Consider the following 14607-nt stretch of genomic DNA (forward strand, 5'->3'; position numbering starts at 1 on the left):
GGCCGGAGAAATCCGGCCCTGTTCAGAATAGACATTACATCACCCGGTGCTTCTCACCATTGCAGCAGAAAACCGGTTGAACAAACACCAGCATCAAAAGTCGCTCTTTGACAGACTTGGTGCCTCCCCCAGCGCAAAGGCTTTTGCTTCGTCAAGGTCGCCACCGTAACCATTCCAATACCAGTGAACTTCTTCAATATTGTCACCGAGGGTCATCAGTTCTTTTCTAAGAATCTCCTTGTTTTCCACCAACCAAAACCAATAAGCGGCATGATGCCGGGCAAGTACCGAACAAGAAGAATCTTTATGCCTCTCTGATCCAAGAGACTTCTCATAAGCCATGACGGCATGGGATAATATGTATTCTGAGTGGATAAATTTCTCGGCTTCTTCTGGCTGTTCTTCGAAAAGCTCAAAGTATCTCCAGTACTCATAGTAGGCTTTGAAGAGAATAACAGGTAACTCAGAACCTTCCTCTGCGTCTTCAACGACACTTTCAGCAAACTCGACCATTTTGACATTATCCCCGCCCCACTTTTTAGACAAGGCAAGTATCATATACATGTGAGCGGCCCAGTTATTTTTATCCCTCGCTATCGCTTTCTCAAAATAGTGTTCGCGAACCTCCATTTCATCTGAATACCAGGTGGACACCTTTATAAGATAAGCCCAGGGTGTAGGATCCTCTGGATATACTTCAGCGCATCTGGTCAATATAACCCGGGTTTTATCCAGCCTTTCGAAGAACGTTTCCCATCTACTCCGAGAGACTTCATGTCCTCGCCCATCTCCTCTGGCCTCCCATGCCCACTCGAGCAGGCGCGCCCCATAGCACAACAAAGCATCAGCAGACTGTGGCTCAGCATCCACCCAGTCTTCCAATGCCTTCATTGGAAACAGCCGGGAAATACTAACACTGACAAAGTACCGGTCTTCGAACGACTTGCTTCGGCTCATCAGGTCTCTTAAGCCAGAAAAACCATCCCCTTGAGTCAGTACTTTGTAAACCTCCGCATTTCCATAGGAACATTGGCGTGCCTCTGCCTTTCGTTTGTAGGGTTTTAAATAAAAACCAACCGCGGCAGAGAGCACCAGAACCACAATAATTAAAAAATAAATCATTTCTTTGAGTCTATGCAGACAGCTATTTATTCAGCTGCAGAAGACGTGAATCATACTAAATCAATGTCGTAATCACACTAATCACATCTTCTTCCGACACTGGCTTGAAGACACTTTTTGAAGTAGCCCCGGCAGCACGCAGCTTTTCGTCAATCCCAGGACGATTGGCGGGTAGTAGCATAAGGGCGGGAAGTAAAGACCAAGCCATGTGAACCCGATAGTCACTAACATACTGCAGAATGGCGTCATCCTCCTGCTCATCAGGAATATCAAGTAACACGACCACAATATGGTCGTGCTCTTTCAGGCAAGCCTTCGCTTCCGCTGGATTTGTGGCAATATAGACATCAAACCATGCAGAGGACAAACTCTGCCTGAATTGACTGGAGAATGCCGACGCCTGACCAGCGAGCAATATACCTGCCTTACTATGGGATACTTCAGCTCCAATGGAGTTCAACTGCCCTGCGCTGGGCATCTGACCATCATAGTCACGGGCGCACGACGACCAGAACTTACGCCCAACAACTCTGGCCGCTTCACTCACAGTTGTCTCACCGGACACGATACGCCTTGCCGCAGCACTGGGCAGCGATAGCCTGGTAGTATTCTGCACTCTCTCCAACTGATCTACGCTGACCGCACCTTCAGCAATAGCTGCCGCCATATCGCTATCTGGCTCCAGGACTTCCAAAACTGGCACCCGGCCCCGAAAGCCAGAGTAATTACAAAGCTCGCAACCATTGGCACGATAAGGAGGGGTTATATGAGTTGCCTGCCTGAAAAGCGTCTCCTCAAACGTCAGTGGCTCTGTCACCGCTTGCCTGCAATGCTCACATAATTTTCTTACCAGCCTCTGCGAGACCACCGCTGCGAGCGCATCCGCAACAACAGGTGGAGAAACGCCGAGATCAACCAATCTGGGAACTGCAGAGATGGCATCATTCGTATGCAGTGTGGAAAAAACCAGATGACCAGTCAGCGAAGCCTGCATTGCAATCTGTGCAGTTTCCGCATCACGGATTTCACCAATCAAAACCACATCCGGATCCTGCCGGAGAATGGCACGCAAAGCTGAGGCAAACGACAAAGACTTCTCATTAACCTCCACCTGAGAAACCCCCTGAATTTGATACTCAACCGGATTCTCAACCGTAATAATGCTGATTCCTTCTTTGTTGATTTCCGACAATATCGAGTAGAGAGTCGTGGTTTTCCCCGAACCGGTTGGACCTGTCAACAGCACTACGCCTGACACATTATTCGACAACCTGCGTAAGCTCTGAATATCAGCCAGCGCCATACCTGAACCAGACAACCCATAGACGCTGGTTTGCTTGAGCATTCTGATAACCAGGCGCTGACCATGCTTGAGGGGTAACACCGAGAGCCGAAGATCAAAAGCATCATCACCCAATTGAATGGACATTTGGCCGTCCTGAGCAATCAGGTTGTTGGTGGGATCCATACCAGATTTGGATTTAAAGTATCGGATGATTTCCTGCGCCACCAGATGAGGCAGAATAATAATGCGTCTGAGTACGCCATCAACTCTCATTCTGACTGCCGCCCCTCCCGACAACGGCTGCAAATGGATATCAGAGGCTTTTATCTCAATTGCACGAAGCAAAAGCTCTCTGGCCAATGTCGGAATTTCCCTTCTCTCAACAGAGACTCCGCTAACCACATTACCATTTTTATCCAGCAACAATTGCCCAATAGATTCTGCTGCCTTGGTTGAAGAGACCTGATAACCAAGTGAAATTGCCTCTTGAAGCTTCGATGGTGCGGCAACAACCATGGTGAGATGACTACCGAAAGCGAATTCAAGTCGCTTACGTGCCTCTTCATCCGTAGGGTCAGCACAGGCGACCAGCACGCCGTCTTCGGTTTCATCCAGAGGCAACACAAAATCGCCCATGGCAAACCTGTACGGAAATCGCTCCAGCAGGTTTCGGTTAGCTGGCTGGAGTCTAGTGACACACTGAGTTTGCACAACCCCCGCAACCGCTTCGGCCAACTCGGCTTCCGACACCGACAATGTTTTACAGAGATACGCCCACAACTCATCCAGCGTCGATGGACAAGGACTCTTCCTGATCTTGTCGACTTCCGGATACACTTGAGAAATCAATCCCAGCAAACCGTTAAAATTACCCTGTTCTGACGACATCGACGATTGATTTGACACCAGCCTGCCCCTTCCCTGAACAATGTACTAAACTATTTATGCCTTCCAGGGAAGTATAGTGGAATCCGCCGCCTTCAATATTCTAGGGAATGGAGTTGATATGAGCGCACACCTTACGAAGCATTCCAGCCAAGGCTTTACCCTGCTTGAACTGATGATCGCCATCACCATTCTGGCCATTCTCTTGACCCTGGCCATACCACGCTACGACCGATACATGGAAAAAAGCCGACTCACTGATTTGGTGACCCGGATTGATGCCTTAAGAACGTCCGCCGCGACAGCATTCTATGCAGATGGAGTGTCACTTAACTTCAAGCCGGTGGGCCCCGGCGCCATGCCTCTTGAACTCGAAAAATACCTTATCTCGGATTCAATGTTTTATCCGGATATCTCGATGCAGATCGTCACAAGCAACAAGACTTTCCAGCCCTTTACAGGAGGAAAAAAACGCCTGTATCTGATGCTTTCCGCACAGAACAAAGACGGGGCTGAGAAGCTGACGTTACTGAGTCAGATACTCCCCCATCATATTTGGGGCTGGTGGGGAACATCAGTCAGCATGATGGTCTCATTGCAAAATAGTGCCTGGGGAGAGCCAAAACCCACCAATGTGTCGCCAAGCTCGACTGGAGGCGCCACTGGAGGATCAACTGGCGGACAGACAAGCTCAACGACTCTCCCACCTGCATCAGCATTACCCCCCCAGCCTCAAGGCGGACTTCAACCACCACCTTCATCCACATCGACCAAGTCCGACAGCAGCGGATCAAGTCAAACCAGTCAGGGCACCGGTTCCACAACGCCAACCTTCAGTGGCGTAAACAACCCCGCGGAATGCATCCACCCCGGGAACGGGCACGCCTATGGGCGCTGCAGACACCAGAATCATGGACACAAACAATGAACGACAAACTTAATCTGGGTAATGAAATAGAGAATTCCATCAAACATGCCAATCATGCGCTGGAAAAACGCCTACAGGAAATAGAAAGCCTCCCTGCCGAAGGAAAAAGTCACAAGGGAATTGTAATGCTACTGGTTTCGCTCCTTTGCCTGTTTCTGGCATGGGAACTGAATCAGACCACCGCCAGCAAAATCGACCAGGCGATCCACCAATCCTCTATCGACCTGATACTGGAAGCCGATGGAGAGGTTTCTCATCACTTCAGGCAAACAGGCTCCCTGCCGGAGCTACTTCCCGACCAGGCATTGGAGACACTGATCACCTACGAAAAACTGGACGAAGAGAACTATCGCCTATCGGTGACTTTCAGCGATAATCCACAATGGGTGGAGCGGAATATAAATGACACTGTGGATATCACTGCACTATCCAGGAGGGAGCTTTAAATCCCACCTGCTTATGAACTTTTTGCGATTAGGTTTTGTCCGCGAATTAGATTATGAGAGCACAAGGTCAGATAATATCGAAACTACCCAGGACCACGGACACCCTGACCACCTACCCAACCGGATCAATATCTTTCGGAAACTGTGAAAACGCTTTCCACTTTTCATCAGAGATATCACCGATATGATTCCGGGAATTCCATATGCGGTTCAAATGTGAGTATACGTGCCCCATTTCAACCACAAACTCTTCTTCAGACAGGCTGCCAGCCTGAGAGAGTTGAGTCGAAAGATCCTGAAGGTGTTCAATCACCTCCTCCAACTCATAAGCCAACAATGCCCACTCGACGGGGTTATCCTCAGCGTTGATCATTGTTTTCCCCATACTTACTAAACATACAATCGACACTCTCCACTCTGAAAATCATGGACACTCAATACATGATGAATCTTTTTGGCAATCTTAATGGAACCTTGCCCAGAGGGCTCGATTGGGGAAATAGAGGAGTAATCTTCAAAATCACGACAAACCAATCTCAGATCAATCACCGGTAATTTCAGTGCAGCCGCTTCTTCCAGAAGAATCTCATTAAATAACGCCAAAGCTGTTAAGGCCCTTTCTGTCACTTCGGGGACATGATTGTAAATCGTGCAAACGGTTAACTGAGCATTGAGTCTGACAATGGCATTCAGCATTGCGCAATAGTTAGACCGAAACTGATCAAGTATCCTGCGCAATTCATCCAACCCTTCACCAATACTCGATACTGGCTTGTTCAATATATCCGCGACTCTTAAGGCGTCATTCCCTCCACAACTGACAACAACATGCGTGGCGCCCGCCGGAAATTTCTTCAGCTGCCCGAAAACATCCGTCGTCACACCACCATCCACAGCCAAAAGCGTGACTTGATCAACCTGACTCACCAAGCCAGTCAATCGCTCAGCAACAGACTCCCCTGCGTCGACATAGGAAGCATTATCAAAAATGGAATCACCCAACAGAACGATGTGTTTCACAACCTACGTACCACCCCTCTTTTTTTCAAAAGATTTTCAGGAGAACAACAGCACACCTCACTTCATTTTCGACGCCCATATCGCCAACTTGTGCTTCATCGTCACCAGAGAGACCTGATCCTCAGGCAAGGGCTGTATTACTTTATCGTGCACCAGCAGCCGATAGATATACTCAATTTTTTCGTTGGCAGAGTCAGTTGGCTCAAATTCGACAACCCCCCGACTCTCACCGTATTTCACACCTTCTTCAATGGCCTTTTTTACCAGCTCTTTTTCGTTCTTGAGCTTCTTCATGGTGTTGAATCTCCTCTCATCCTGCGCGCCAGACTGGCTAGTGGGGCGTGCGAAAACTTCCCACATAGACACGTACTCTTTCTATCATAGCAAGCTCAACCGTCAAAGAAGAGACACTTCTCATACAAAAAAAAGGCCGGATAACCGGCCTTTCAAATCGCGTACCCGAAGGCTTCGCGATTTATTCGTAATGACATTATTCGCTACTGACTATCACTCAACGTATACGGCCGCATTGAGGACATGGCATTACCGGCCGCCCCCATATAGTTGGCGTAATTGACGCTTTTCTCCAGGGTATAGAACGAATCCAGATAGTCATCATCATTACTGAACCAATGGTCCGGCATGGCAGCCACGATACCACTTCCCAGAGCCACCAACGCACCGATTTCAGGCTGCCCCAGTGCAGATAGGATTTCTGCAGCTGCGGAAAGCAACTTTTGCGCAAGTTGTTGATAATTGGTGTTATCGTCGTGCTCCATCAGGATAATATTGGCAGCCCCCCAACGATAACGATCCCAATAGAGAATCACCTGATTCGGGTAATAGGTTTTACCGTCGTGATCCAGATAAGGCATATCGACGATGTCCAACGCCGGCTCATCGCGACTGGGATCCACACCGGACACCACGGCATAGACTTCCGCTTTGCCGGAGATCCAGGGCTCTTCGTCATCGTTCAGGCGAATACTATCGAGAATAGTGACCTGGGTATCAGCCTGGGCCATGTTCAGTTGAAAGGACTGACCTTTTGCCTGCTTAAACACAGACTGCATTTTTGCCAGGCCCAACTGAAGATCTTTCTGGGCATTAATATCCACCACAACGATCGGTCGATCCGGCATATTCCATACATCCAGCATATGCAGACCACCGCGACTGTCATAGGCTTCGATATATTGCCAGGTGGATTCATCTCCATCCGGCTCGTAGGCATATAACGGTTCCACGCCCTGCTGCAACTGGGTCATCATTTCCGGTGCAGCAATTCTCAGTTCGAGCAGGGTTTCACCGGATCCGATCAACCCTTTTTTGCTGAGAACCCGATTTTCCGCCCGCTGCGCCTGACCAACAAATGAGCGGGACAGCCCCGTGACATTCCTAACCAGATTATTTACCGAGACACTACCTTGGCTCCGCTGCAGTTGATCAACCAAATCCTTCGTACTAAGCTCCCTGGCAACGGTACTGGCAATGGAGCGTTTTTCATTGGCGAGAGAGATAAATCCGGGAGGGGCATATGATGACGGTGAACTGACAGCCTTGACTGACGCTCGACTCGAGTCAGCCACTTCCGCTGCATTTACATTGAACATCCAGCTACACGCCAAAAACGCCATCATTCCTAGAGCAGTATATTTCCTCATACTGAATTCCTTTCTTATGTCCTTATTAATTTTAAGCCTGTTGCGGGCTTACTCCCTTTACAGCGTGCATTGCAAAATAGACAAAAGGGCAACCCGCATCAGGCTGCTACCGGCCCTTAACCTCACCATTTAATGACTTCTTGTTTTATATGGAGAAAGTCGCCGGTTATTTTGCTCTGTTGACGATATCAACACCCTTTAAGCGTATAACAGGATTGCAAAAAGACCCGGTTTCAGAACGAACTATTGGTCAAAAATGAGACAGATCTGGCAAAAATAGGTGCCATAGGCTGAACGGAGTAGTGACGAGGAAGTCAGGAATTTTCTATGCTTTGCCGCCAAATGACGAAGGAATTCATCCGCCCATCAATCGACGGTATCAACGAAATACCACAGACAGAACAAACAGAATACAGGCGATCCCACCTATCCAAATCACCGGAGAGAAGTACCATTCGATCTGCCTATCAGCCGGTAAAGGTTTGATTTTTAAATATGCATACAAAAGTAGCGCACTGCCCAGATAGGCTCCCCCTCACACCAAAACCGACCTCAGAACTATCTCCAATATAATTTCACTATCCCAGGAACGATATTCGTCTCTAATCAGTATTTGAATCATCACGAACGTCATCACGATATGGAGGAATCGGTGAAATTCGGTCTTCAGTAATTTCATTTTAGTCATTCAAACTCGAAAAAATCGCACCAACGCAAAAGCAACAATCGGCGCTAACAGTAATCCGTAAAATAAACTCATCGATAAAAAGCTTTCAGACACCTCAACATCAAACAAAAACAACCAACTATCACTTATTGGGCGAAATATTACTACAGATTGACCATATCAATCGAACGTTATAAATATTTCTCCATGCATACAGATTCAGGTCGCGCCAGATATCGGCCATAGGGAAGGGTTTCATAAAAGCCATTACGGAGATAAAAGTCTATTGCCCGGGTATTGACACGGCGGGCGGATAGCACAATTCGTGAATAGCCCATTTGTCGGGCTCTGCTGGTTAGTTCGTTAAGAAGTACCCGGCCAACGCCGCGCCTGCGGGAATACATACGCTTCAACTCACAACTGAACGCATCATGTCGTCGAAAGGACCCGCAAGCCAGTGCGACATCGCCTTCATAGACAACAATAAATATCCCTCTTTCAGCCACAAAACTCTCAATATCGAATGAGGCAGCTCCGGTATCACCCGTCAGACTCTCCAGCGTCTCACTCAATTCATTCATGAGTTCAAGGGAATGAATATGCGTTGGTGCAAGTTCTTTTGCCTGAATCATAATGTGCCTGCTCTCTCTCATCACGGGCCTGTTATTTCTTACAACCCTTAGACACAGACACCTTCACTCAACACCTTTACACTATTATGACAGCGGCCGATAGTGACAGACTCACCCGATATCCGTTTATCAGGTGAGTCTGTTTGTATCGGAGTTCTGCTTTAGAGACCAAACAATCAGGAAACAACTAACGGGCCACAATAAGGTTATCCAATCGCTCAAGGTCATTCACCACCCGCCAGCTTCCACCACCTTGCTGCACTCTCTCCTGCCAGCTCTCCAGCCGATGCTGGTAGTCTCTGGGATCAATATTATCACTGCGCAATTTGGTGACATTCAGGGCAACCACCTCAATCCCTTCCAGCTTGATCGGAAAGTCGCGGATATGACCTTTCGGAAGGTCCTCTTCCAGATCAGAAAAAATCAGCACATACTTTTCCCCGGCGTGAGTTTCATTGACGTATTCCACTGCCTGCAACACCCCTCCGGTAATGTCCGTATTGGCACTGCCTTGCTTAAGATTCGCAACAAAAGCGTCAATCTTATGCTTGAACAGACGCTTCTGGTCGTTCGCCGTGCTTGGCCTCATGTCAAACGTCGTCTTGGCGATAATATCTTTCTCGCTGAAGCTACCGCTGTCGATCCGGGCAATCGCAATGGAATCATCGCTGTTCAGGGTCGCCAGCAAATAGTTCATAATGGCCTGAGCCTTATTCAGCTCCTGAGTATAAGTGCCCGAAGTATCCAGCAACAGATACACCGCTTTGCTGGTTGGCCTGGGCTCCCCGCAGCCAGCCAGCATCATACTGGCTACCAGGATCGATACCGCTGCCGCAAAACCCGTTTGCTTTAACCATTTCATCATCAGGTTCCTCCTGTCATTCATAACTAATGATTTTATTTACTGGCTTTGTAGCGCATCACTCGACAGCTCATCATCCAGAACAGGAATCTTTCTTTTTGAAGTTGATCTGGCTTTTCTTGCCGCAGGCTTTTTCACTTCCGACGAGGCCTCTATTTCTTCAGGCACACCTGGCTCCTCCAAACTCTTAGCGTCCGTCTGACGCTCTGACGGCCGGGTACGATGGACGATTAACCTTTCGATGCTCAAGGGAACCATGATTAGCAGATCATAAAAATGGACCAGTACGCGACTGATATGCAGCACCGCACCGCCAACCATACGAACCAACACACGTAGTACGCGCAATGCACCAATAACAAGAGCCCCCAATACGGTCCGTAATGAATGAATAAAGGATTCCAGCGGTATCGCGATAAACGCCAACGCAAATGGCAGGATAAACCCCATGATCATTTGCCCGACAGAAGGAATCCAGCGAAACTGCGCGTCCACCGCGCCGCCCGCCCCGACACTGGTCAAAGACTGGCGCAGAGCCTCACGATCCAGCGCCAGCAAATCCCGCATATAGGCCAGCGAGGCTTCTATTGTGGCCAGAATCGTCAAAATGGTCAGCGTAATCACCATCATACGGCGACGCATCTTGTCATCCATGCTGCCGATCATCGGAAACAGATGGGTAATACGGAGGGACTCCAACAAGAACAGCCCCATGGCGATTTCGATCAAAATAATCACCAGCGCCGCAATATCGGAGGTTTTCATCACACCGATATAACTGGTTCCTCCGACCATTTCAGACATAGGCAACGCGATGAGCTGGAAGTTAATCAAACCACCCAAAGCCGCCACCACCAGCACCAGACCCGCGATAAAAAACTGCGTTAACGCCGAAGACCCCAACGAACTGACCGCCGCATCTGTGCCCTTGCGGATGTTCTCATAAGTTGCAATCTGACTGTCGATGGCTTTGGTACGCTCATCCAGCCCTGTGATTTTTTCATTCACCACCTGCAGCTTATTGTCCATTTTTCGCCAGTCCGGCTGCATTGCAGCGAGCAGTGCATGCTTCTCAGAGCTGGCTTTTTTATAGGCTTTCAAAGTCTCTTCATGGGACTCTTCCACCGCCTCTTTGATGTTCTGCAGAATTTTGTTCATTGTGGCATCGCCATTGGTCGGCAATGCGGAAATCGTTTCCACAACTTCTCCCCACGCTGGCGGTAAAGGGGCTGTTTCCGCAGATTTCTGATAGTCCGCTTCGATTTTTTCAATGGTTTCTGCAATTTCACGATGCAGACTGGGGTATTGACTCAGATCCCGCTCAACCAAGGTGTTCACCCGGGTAAATTCCCGCTCAATCGCTTTCTCGGCAGCTTTCGCCCCCTCTGCCAACAAGATCTCCCGGTTGCGCAATGACAGCCGTTGCTCCAGCCTGGCCAGCGTAAAGCCCCAGATCCGCATGGTACGAAACACCGTTCGCCCGCTCGCTTCTAGGACCTTGTGTCCCTGATCACGACCCAGATAAAGTGCGACGACCAATATTGCCAACCATATTGATAGAGAGACGCCAGGACTGTCTGACCAGACTCTTAAAAACTCGTTGAACATGCTACACCTCCGATTCACTCTGTTCCTGCGACATGTTGTGAGGTGAAGTATCGGAAACCGCGGTGAAAAATCGGTGAGAAATAAAACTCACCAGCCACATTTCACGATGAGAAGCCGGTTAAGCCACCAAACTGTGATAGAGTTCAAAAGCCGAGGTATAAAAACAAACCAAATGGAGACTCAGCACGAACGCCGAAGGCAAGCCTTGCTAAACTGACACTTTGGTGTTGAGTGTGCTGTACAACAGATTTTTGAATTATGGCGACGTTATTTTGGGTGGAAGATCAGTCCCACTGGATTGAGAAGTTCAAGCCCGTTCTAGAGCAGGCAGATTTTGGCGATGGAGCCACGTCAAATGAAGTGCAGGTCTTCAAGTTTGCTGAAGCTGCCTGTCAGCATATACACCTGGCCCGTGACATTCCGGATATTGCTATTCTGGATGCCAATATGCGGGGGAATGATCATGCTGGCTTTGCCGTTTCCCGGGCACTCAAGAAAAAGTGGCCGGACCTGCCCGTCATTTATCTCTCAGAACACAGCGGCACCGGCATAGAAGAACAGGCGTTTGAGCAATCCATGGCTCAGGACTTTATCGCCAAGCATCAGAGTAATGTGGAGTCTGTCCTGTGCTGGCGGATCAAGGCCGTGTTGCGTCAGAACGCCATGCGTCACGATCAGACTGGAGAAAACAGTAAGGAAAAATTGCAAAGCGGCCCGCTGACCATTGACCTGATCACCTGGAACGTTTATTGGCATGGTGAGCGACTGATGAACCCCGCCAACGCCCAACGCCCACTGGCACCAACACCCCGCAAAATCCTCCGCGCACTGGTGGAAGCCTCGCCACGCCCGGTGACAACGATGCAAATGGCCGAACATCTGGAATCCGATAACTTTACCTATGCCAACTACCGACAACACATCAAGACACTCAGGCATGCTTTTGAACAAGCCAGCGAGAGAGCCAATCAGTCCAGTTTTATAGAGCAATGCAAAGCCGGTAAAGGCATCGCCACCTTTGGCGACGAAGGCGCCTACTGTTGGATTCCCATCAAGGCATGACAGGCTTAGCCGCAGAGAAACGATAAGATGAACAGATCACCGGACACTCCTGACAGCAACAGCGACCAGCAGGACAGTTCAGACAGACTACAAAAACTCAGGACCACACAGAACTACCCCTGGATGACGGGCATTCTGGCACTTGTGGTCGTGGGGTATTTCTTAATCATCAGCCAACCCCATTTGATTGCGTTTTATCAGCCACCTGAGCTCATTCTGCACCGGGAATTTCAGTGGGCGGTGGCCGCCATCTTTTTCTGCATCGCCTTATGGGAAGTTCGACGCTTCTTTCGCCAACGCAGACAGATAGAGCTACACATTCAGAAGTTGCGCACCGAAATTGACGATATATGGCGCAGCAAGAAAGCCTTACAGGCCAGAGCCCACATTTATTCCGGCCACGCGGACAAACTCAAACTCTTCATCAGTGACAAGCTGCTTGAGTACATTGAGTATGATGAGAAGTTCCTCCACTTTAAAAGCATTGCCGCCGAAGTTCGCCATAACGGCGTCATCAGCTATGACAAAGTCAGAACGGCATTAAACAAAGCCGTCACAGAACTGAGCAATCCCCCCTCAGAAGACCAGGATAACGCGGACCGGTCGCAGACGACGGTCAATCCTTATCAGGAAGCACTGGATGCCATGAGGTATCTTTGGGATCTGCTGGACCTGTCAACCACTGACAATATCGCACTTCATATTGGTAACTTTCTGATTGAGTGTGAAGAACATTACTATCAGCAGATACTGAATAGAGGAAGCGACCACGCCATGCCGGTGAAAGCAGACTTTTCACCGGCTTCGGCACTGCTCAAAACCCTCAGTCCCCTGGTCGAAACTACTGAGCTGGAAGACATCAATGGCATTCTCAAGCCCATCGAGAAAAACAATACCGACAAGAGCGAAGAGACAACCACCATTGACATCACGACCAAGCAATTCCGGATTGTCGTGGACGCCTCTCCTACCCTGCTAGGCAACGAGAATCACTTGATTCTGATGCTGGAAAACCTGATTAAAAACGCGCAGTTTTTTGCCAACAAAACAGCCTACAAACAAAAATCTGATCGTATCCTGGTTCGCTTATACGAGCATCACGGCCACATCCATTTCGGCATTTACAACCGTGGCCCCCATATTGATGACAGCGACAAAGAGCAAATTTTCCAGCTAGGCTACTCTACCCGACGGGTAAAAGAGCACCACGGAAAAGGTTTGGGCCTGTTCTTCGTCAATGAAATCGTAAAAGGCTACCAGGGACACATCCAGATCGAGAACATCCCTAACCAGGAAACCACCTATTCGATACGACTGGCACTAAAAGGCGGCGAAGTGGTCACCCGCGTCGTCAAGGCAACATTAGAGGACGGTCTGCCAGTCCTACAGGAAGCCGGGCAGGAAGATTCATCAAGGCAACTGAAATGGGAATTTGCGAAAGCCGTCGAGTCGATTGAAGTATCTTCCACTTCCCATCCCAAAACCCATGTCTTTAACGAGCTGGATTCACGGCAGCCCAGCCAGTTCCTGGACCCAGGCGAAAGTCGTATCCCTCAATGGATGATCGAAGTCAAACCCAAACGCTCTGCCCATCGGGTACAGTTCACCGCCCTGGATACCGGCGGTGTTCAATTCCACATCAGGCTCCCGTCAGCCGATTCACGCCTGAATGGCGAAGATGCACCTTTTGAAGAACAACTTGATGATGAAGTAGATCGCCTGAGCAGCCAGTTTAAGGAGTTTGGGGAGTACTGAGTTGTATAAACTACTCGACAGGACCATGAGGGTCCTTTTTATTATCGCACTAGCGCTGACTTCACCAATCTTATTGTTTTACCATTTTTGGGTACTGATGGCGTTAGTCACCCCCTCTTTTATAGAGGCAGCATTAGTATTGTTGGTTCCCAGCCTCTCTCTAATAGCCCTGATTTATACCGTGTTCTCATCATCTTTAAGAACACGCCCCATGGCGTTCAAAGTATTCGCAGGCGTGTCGATCGTTGCATGGATACTGCTGTTTGGAAGCTTCCTGATCTTTGACAAATATGTAGACCTGCAGGCAACGGTCTGGCTGGTAATATGTGTTCTGTTTGGTCTCTACGGTCTTGTACGGTTGTTTTCGACAAAGTTTCAGGAAAAATTGGGACAATAAAGAAAATTCAAGGACTCCGAATGACTCTCCAACACTGATAAGGGCAGTCCCCAGAAGAACAAGGTGATAAAGGCCACACATTTAAAGAGCTAGAGAAGCATTAGGTCAGCCCTATAACGTTTTCACCATCAATACCCACTTCCATAACCGTTTCGCCAGGCCTGGCCATGATCCCCCACAAGTATTCAGATATCCCCTCACCCGCAAGATTGGTCAGACAAGCCAGATCGCCAACATTAGAGTTTATCGCTTTTCGTATAGCTATAACTGCCAC

The 14607-nt window shown here is 48.9% G+C and carries 15 protein-coding genes; 5 read left to right on the forward strand and 10 right to left on the reverse strand.

From position 1 onward, the window contains the following. Positions 1–93: 93 nt before the first annotated feature. A complete protein-coding gene (locus tag F566_RS0128875; RefSeq protein WP_020410538.1) occupies positions 94–1122 on the reverse strand; it encodes a DUF4034 domain-containing protein in 1029 nt (342 codons plus the stop codon). Positions 1123–1177: 55 nt separating this feature from the next. Beyond that, positions 1178–3313: a GspE/PulE family protein gene (locus F566_RS35910; protein WP_157497171.1), complete on the reverse strand. Its 2136-nt coding sequence runs from the start codon at positions 3311–3313 to the stop codon at positions 1178–1180. A gap of 100 nt (positions 3314–3413) precedes the next feature. On the opposite strand from F566_RS35910, the gene F566_RS34435 reads away from it, so the two are divergent. Both F566_RS34435 and F566_RS0128890 read left to right on the forward strand, forming a co-directional pair. Further along, entirely contained in the window at positions 3414–4220 is an 807-nt protein-coding gene (locus F566_RS34435) for a pilin (protein ID WP_157497173.1), read from the forward strand. After that, positions 4217–4666, forward strand: coding sequence for a hypothetical protein (locus tag F566_RS0128890; protein ID WP_020410541.1), 450 nt, complete (start codon positions 4217–4219; stop codon positions 4664–4666). The genes F566_RS34435 and F566_RS0128890 overlap by 4 nt, the downstream gene beginning before the upstream one ends. 112 nt (positions 4667–4778) lie before the next feature. On the opposite strand, the gene F566_RS0128895 is transcribed toward F566_RS0128890, so the two are convergent. From F566_RS0128895 to F566_RS0128930, 7 genes are all read right to left on the reverse strand, one after another. Further along, a complete protein-coding gene (locus tag F566_RS0128895) occupies positions 4779–5039 on the reverse strand; it encodes a hypothetical protein (protein ID WP_020410542.1) in 261 nt (86 codons plus the stop codon). 17 nt (positions 5040–5056) lie between these two features. Further along, positions 5057–5686 (reverse strand): SGNH/GDSL hydrolase family protein, encoded by a 630-nt coding sequence (locus tag F566_RS0128900; protein ID WP_020410543.1) that lies wholly within the window; start codon positions 5684–5686, stop codon positions 5057–5059. Between the two features lie 57 nt (positions 5687–5743). Beyond that, positions 5744–5980 (reverse strand): DUF5062 family protein, encoded by a 237-nt coding sequence (locus tag F566_RS0128905; protein ID WP_020410544.1) that lies wholly within the window; start codon positions 5978–5980, stop codon positions 5744–5746. Positions 5981–6183: 203 nt separating this feature from the next. Next, on the reverse strand, positions 6184–7350 hold the full coding sequence (locus F566_RS0128910) for a DUF3103 family protein (RefSeq protein WP_020410545.1): 1167 nt from the start codon (positions 7348–7350) through the stop codon (positions 6184–6186). An 858-nt stretch (positions 7351–8208) separates the two neighbouring features. Continuing rightward, positions 8209–8649 (reverse strand): GNAT family N-acetyltransferase, encoded by a 441-nt coding sequence (locus F566_RS0128920; protein ID WP_020410546.1) that lies wholly within the window; start codon positions 8647–8649, stop codon positions 8209–8211. A 187-nt stretch (positions 8650–8836) separates the two neighbouring features. Beyond that, a complete protein-coding gene (locus F566_RS0128925) occupies positions 8837–9514 on the reverse strand; it encodes a vWA domain-containing protein (protein ID WP_020410547.1) in 678 nt (225 codons plus the stop codon). 36 nt (positions 9515–9550) lie between these two features. Next, positions 9551–11119: a hypothetical protein gene (locus F566_RS0128930; protein WP_020410548.1), complete on the reverse strand. Its 1569-nt coding sequence runs from the start codon at positions 11117–11119 to the stop codon at positions 9551–9553. A 258-nt stretch (positions 11120–11377) separates the two neighbouring features. On the opposite strand from F566_RS0128930, the gene F566_RS0128935 reads away from it, so the two are divergent. The 3 genes from F566_RS0128935 (at position 11378) to F566_RS0128945 (ending at position 14333) form a co-directional block, all read left to right on the forward strand. After that, positions 11378–12181 carry a response regulator transcription factor gene (locus F566_RS0128935; protein WP_020410549.1) on the forward strand — a complete coding sequence of 268 codons (804 nt, stop codon included), beginning with the start codon at positions 11378–11380 and terminating at the stop codon, positions 12179–12181. A gap of 27 nt (positions 12182–12208) precedes the next feature. Then, positions 12209–13936 carry a sensor histidine kinase gene (locus tag F566_RS0128940; RefSeq protein ID WP_020410550.1) on the forward strand — a complete coding sequence of 576 codons (1728 nt, stop codon included), beginning with the start codon at positions 12209–12211 and terminating at the stop codon, positions 13934–13936. A gap of 211 nt (positions 13937–14147) precedes the next feature. Further along, positions 14148–14333 carry a hypothetical protein gene (locus tag F566_RS0128945; RefSeq protein ID WP_020410551.1) on the forward strand — a complete coding sequence of 62 codons (186 nt, stop codon included), beginning with the start codon at positions 14148–14150 and terminating at the stop codon, positions 14331–14333. A 100-nt stretch (positions 14334–14433) separates the two neighbouring features. Here F566_RS0128945 and F566_RS37080 read toward each other — a convergent pair whose 3' ends face one another. Then, complete coding sequence (locus F566_RS37080; RefSeq protein WP_020410552.1) at positions 14434–14607, reverse strand: hypothetical protein; 174 nt, start codon at positions 14605–14607, stop codon at positions 14434–14436.

This window comes from Hahella ganghwensis DSM 17046 (assembly GCF_000376785.1).
Lineage (GTDB): Bacteria > Pseudomonadota > Gammaproteobacteria > Pseudomonadales > Oleiphilaceae > Hahella > Hahella ganghwensis.

Excerpts from the sequence above, each read along its gene's own strand:
- F566_RS0128940 (WP_020410550.1), top strand. The coding sequence starts at position 12,209 with ATGAACAGATCACCGGACACTCCTGACAGCAACAGCGACCAGCAGGAC.
- F566_RS34435 (WP_157497173.1), top strand. The coding sequence starts at position 3,414 with ATGAGCGCACACCTTACGAAGCATTCCAGCCAAGGCTTTACCCTGCTT.
- F566_RS0128905 (WP_020410544.1), bottom strand. The coding sequence starts at position 5,980 with ATGAAGAAGCTCAAGAACGAAAAAGAGCTGGTAAAAAAGGCCATTGAA.
- F566_RS0128895 (WP_020410542.1), bottom strand. The coding sequence starts at position 5,039 with ATGATCAACGCTGAGGATAACCCCGTCGAGTGGGCATTGTTGGCTTAT.
- F566_RS0128925 (WP_020410547.1), bottom strand. The coding sequence starts at position 9,514 with ATGATGAAATGGTTAAAGCAAACGGGTTTTGCGGCAGCGGTATCGATC.
- F566_RS0128930 (WP_020410548.1), bottom strand. The coding sequence starts at position 11,119 with ATGTTCAACGAGTTTTTAAGAGTCTGGTCAGACAGTCCTGGCGTCTCT.
- F566_RS0128910 (WP_020410545.1), bottom strand. The coding sequence starts at position 7,350 with ATGAGGAAATATACTGCTCTAGGAATGATGGCGTTTTTGGCGTGTAGC.
- F566_RS0128945 (WP_020410551.1), top strand. The coding sequence starts at position 14,148 with ATGGCGTTCAAAGTATTCGCAGGCGTGTCGATCGTTGCATGGATACTG.
- F566_RS0128935 (WP_020410549.1), top strand. The coding sequence starts at position 11,378 with ATGGCGACGTTATTTTGGGTGGAAGATCAGTCCCACTGGATTGAGAAG.
- F566_RS0128920 (WP_020410546.1), bottom strand. The coding sequence starts at position 8,649 with ATGATTCAGGCAAAAGAACTTGCACCAACGCATATTCATTCCCTTGAA.
- F566_RS0128875 (WP_020410538.1), bottom strand. The coding sequence starts at position 1,122 with ATGATTTATTTTTTAATTATTGTGGTTCTGGTGCTCTCTGCCGCGGTT.
- F566_RS0128890 (WP_020410541.1), top strand. The coding sequence starts at position 4,217 with ATGAACGACAAACTTAATCTGGGTAATGAAATAGAGAATTCCATCAAA.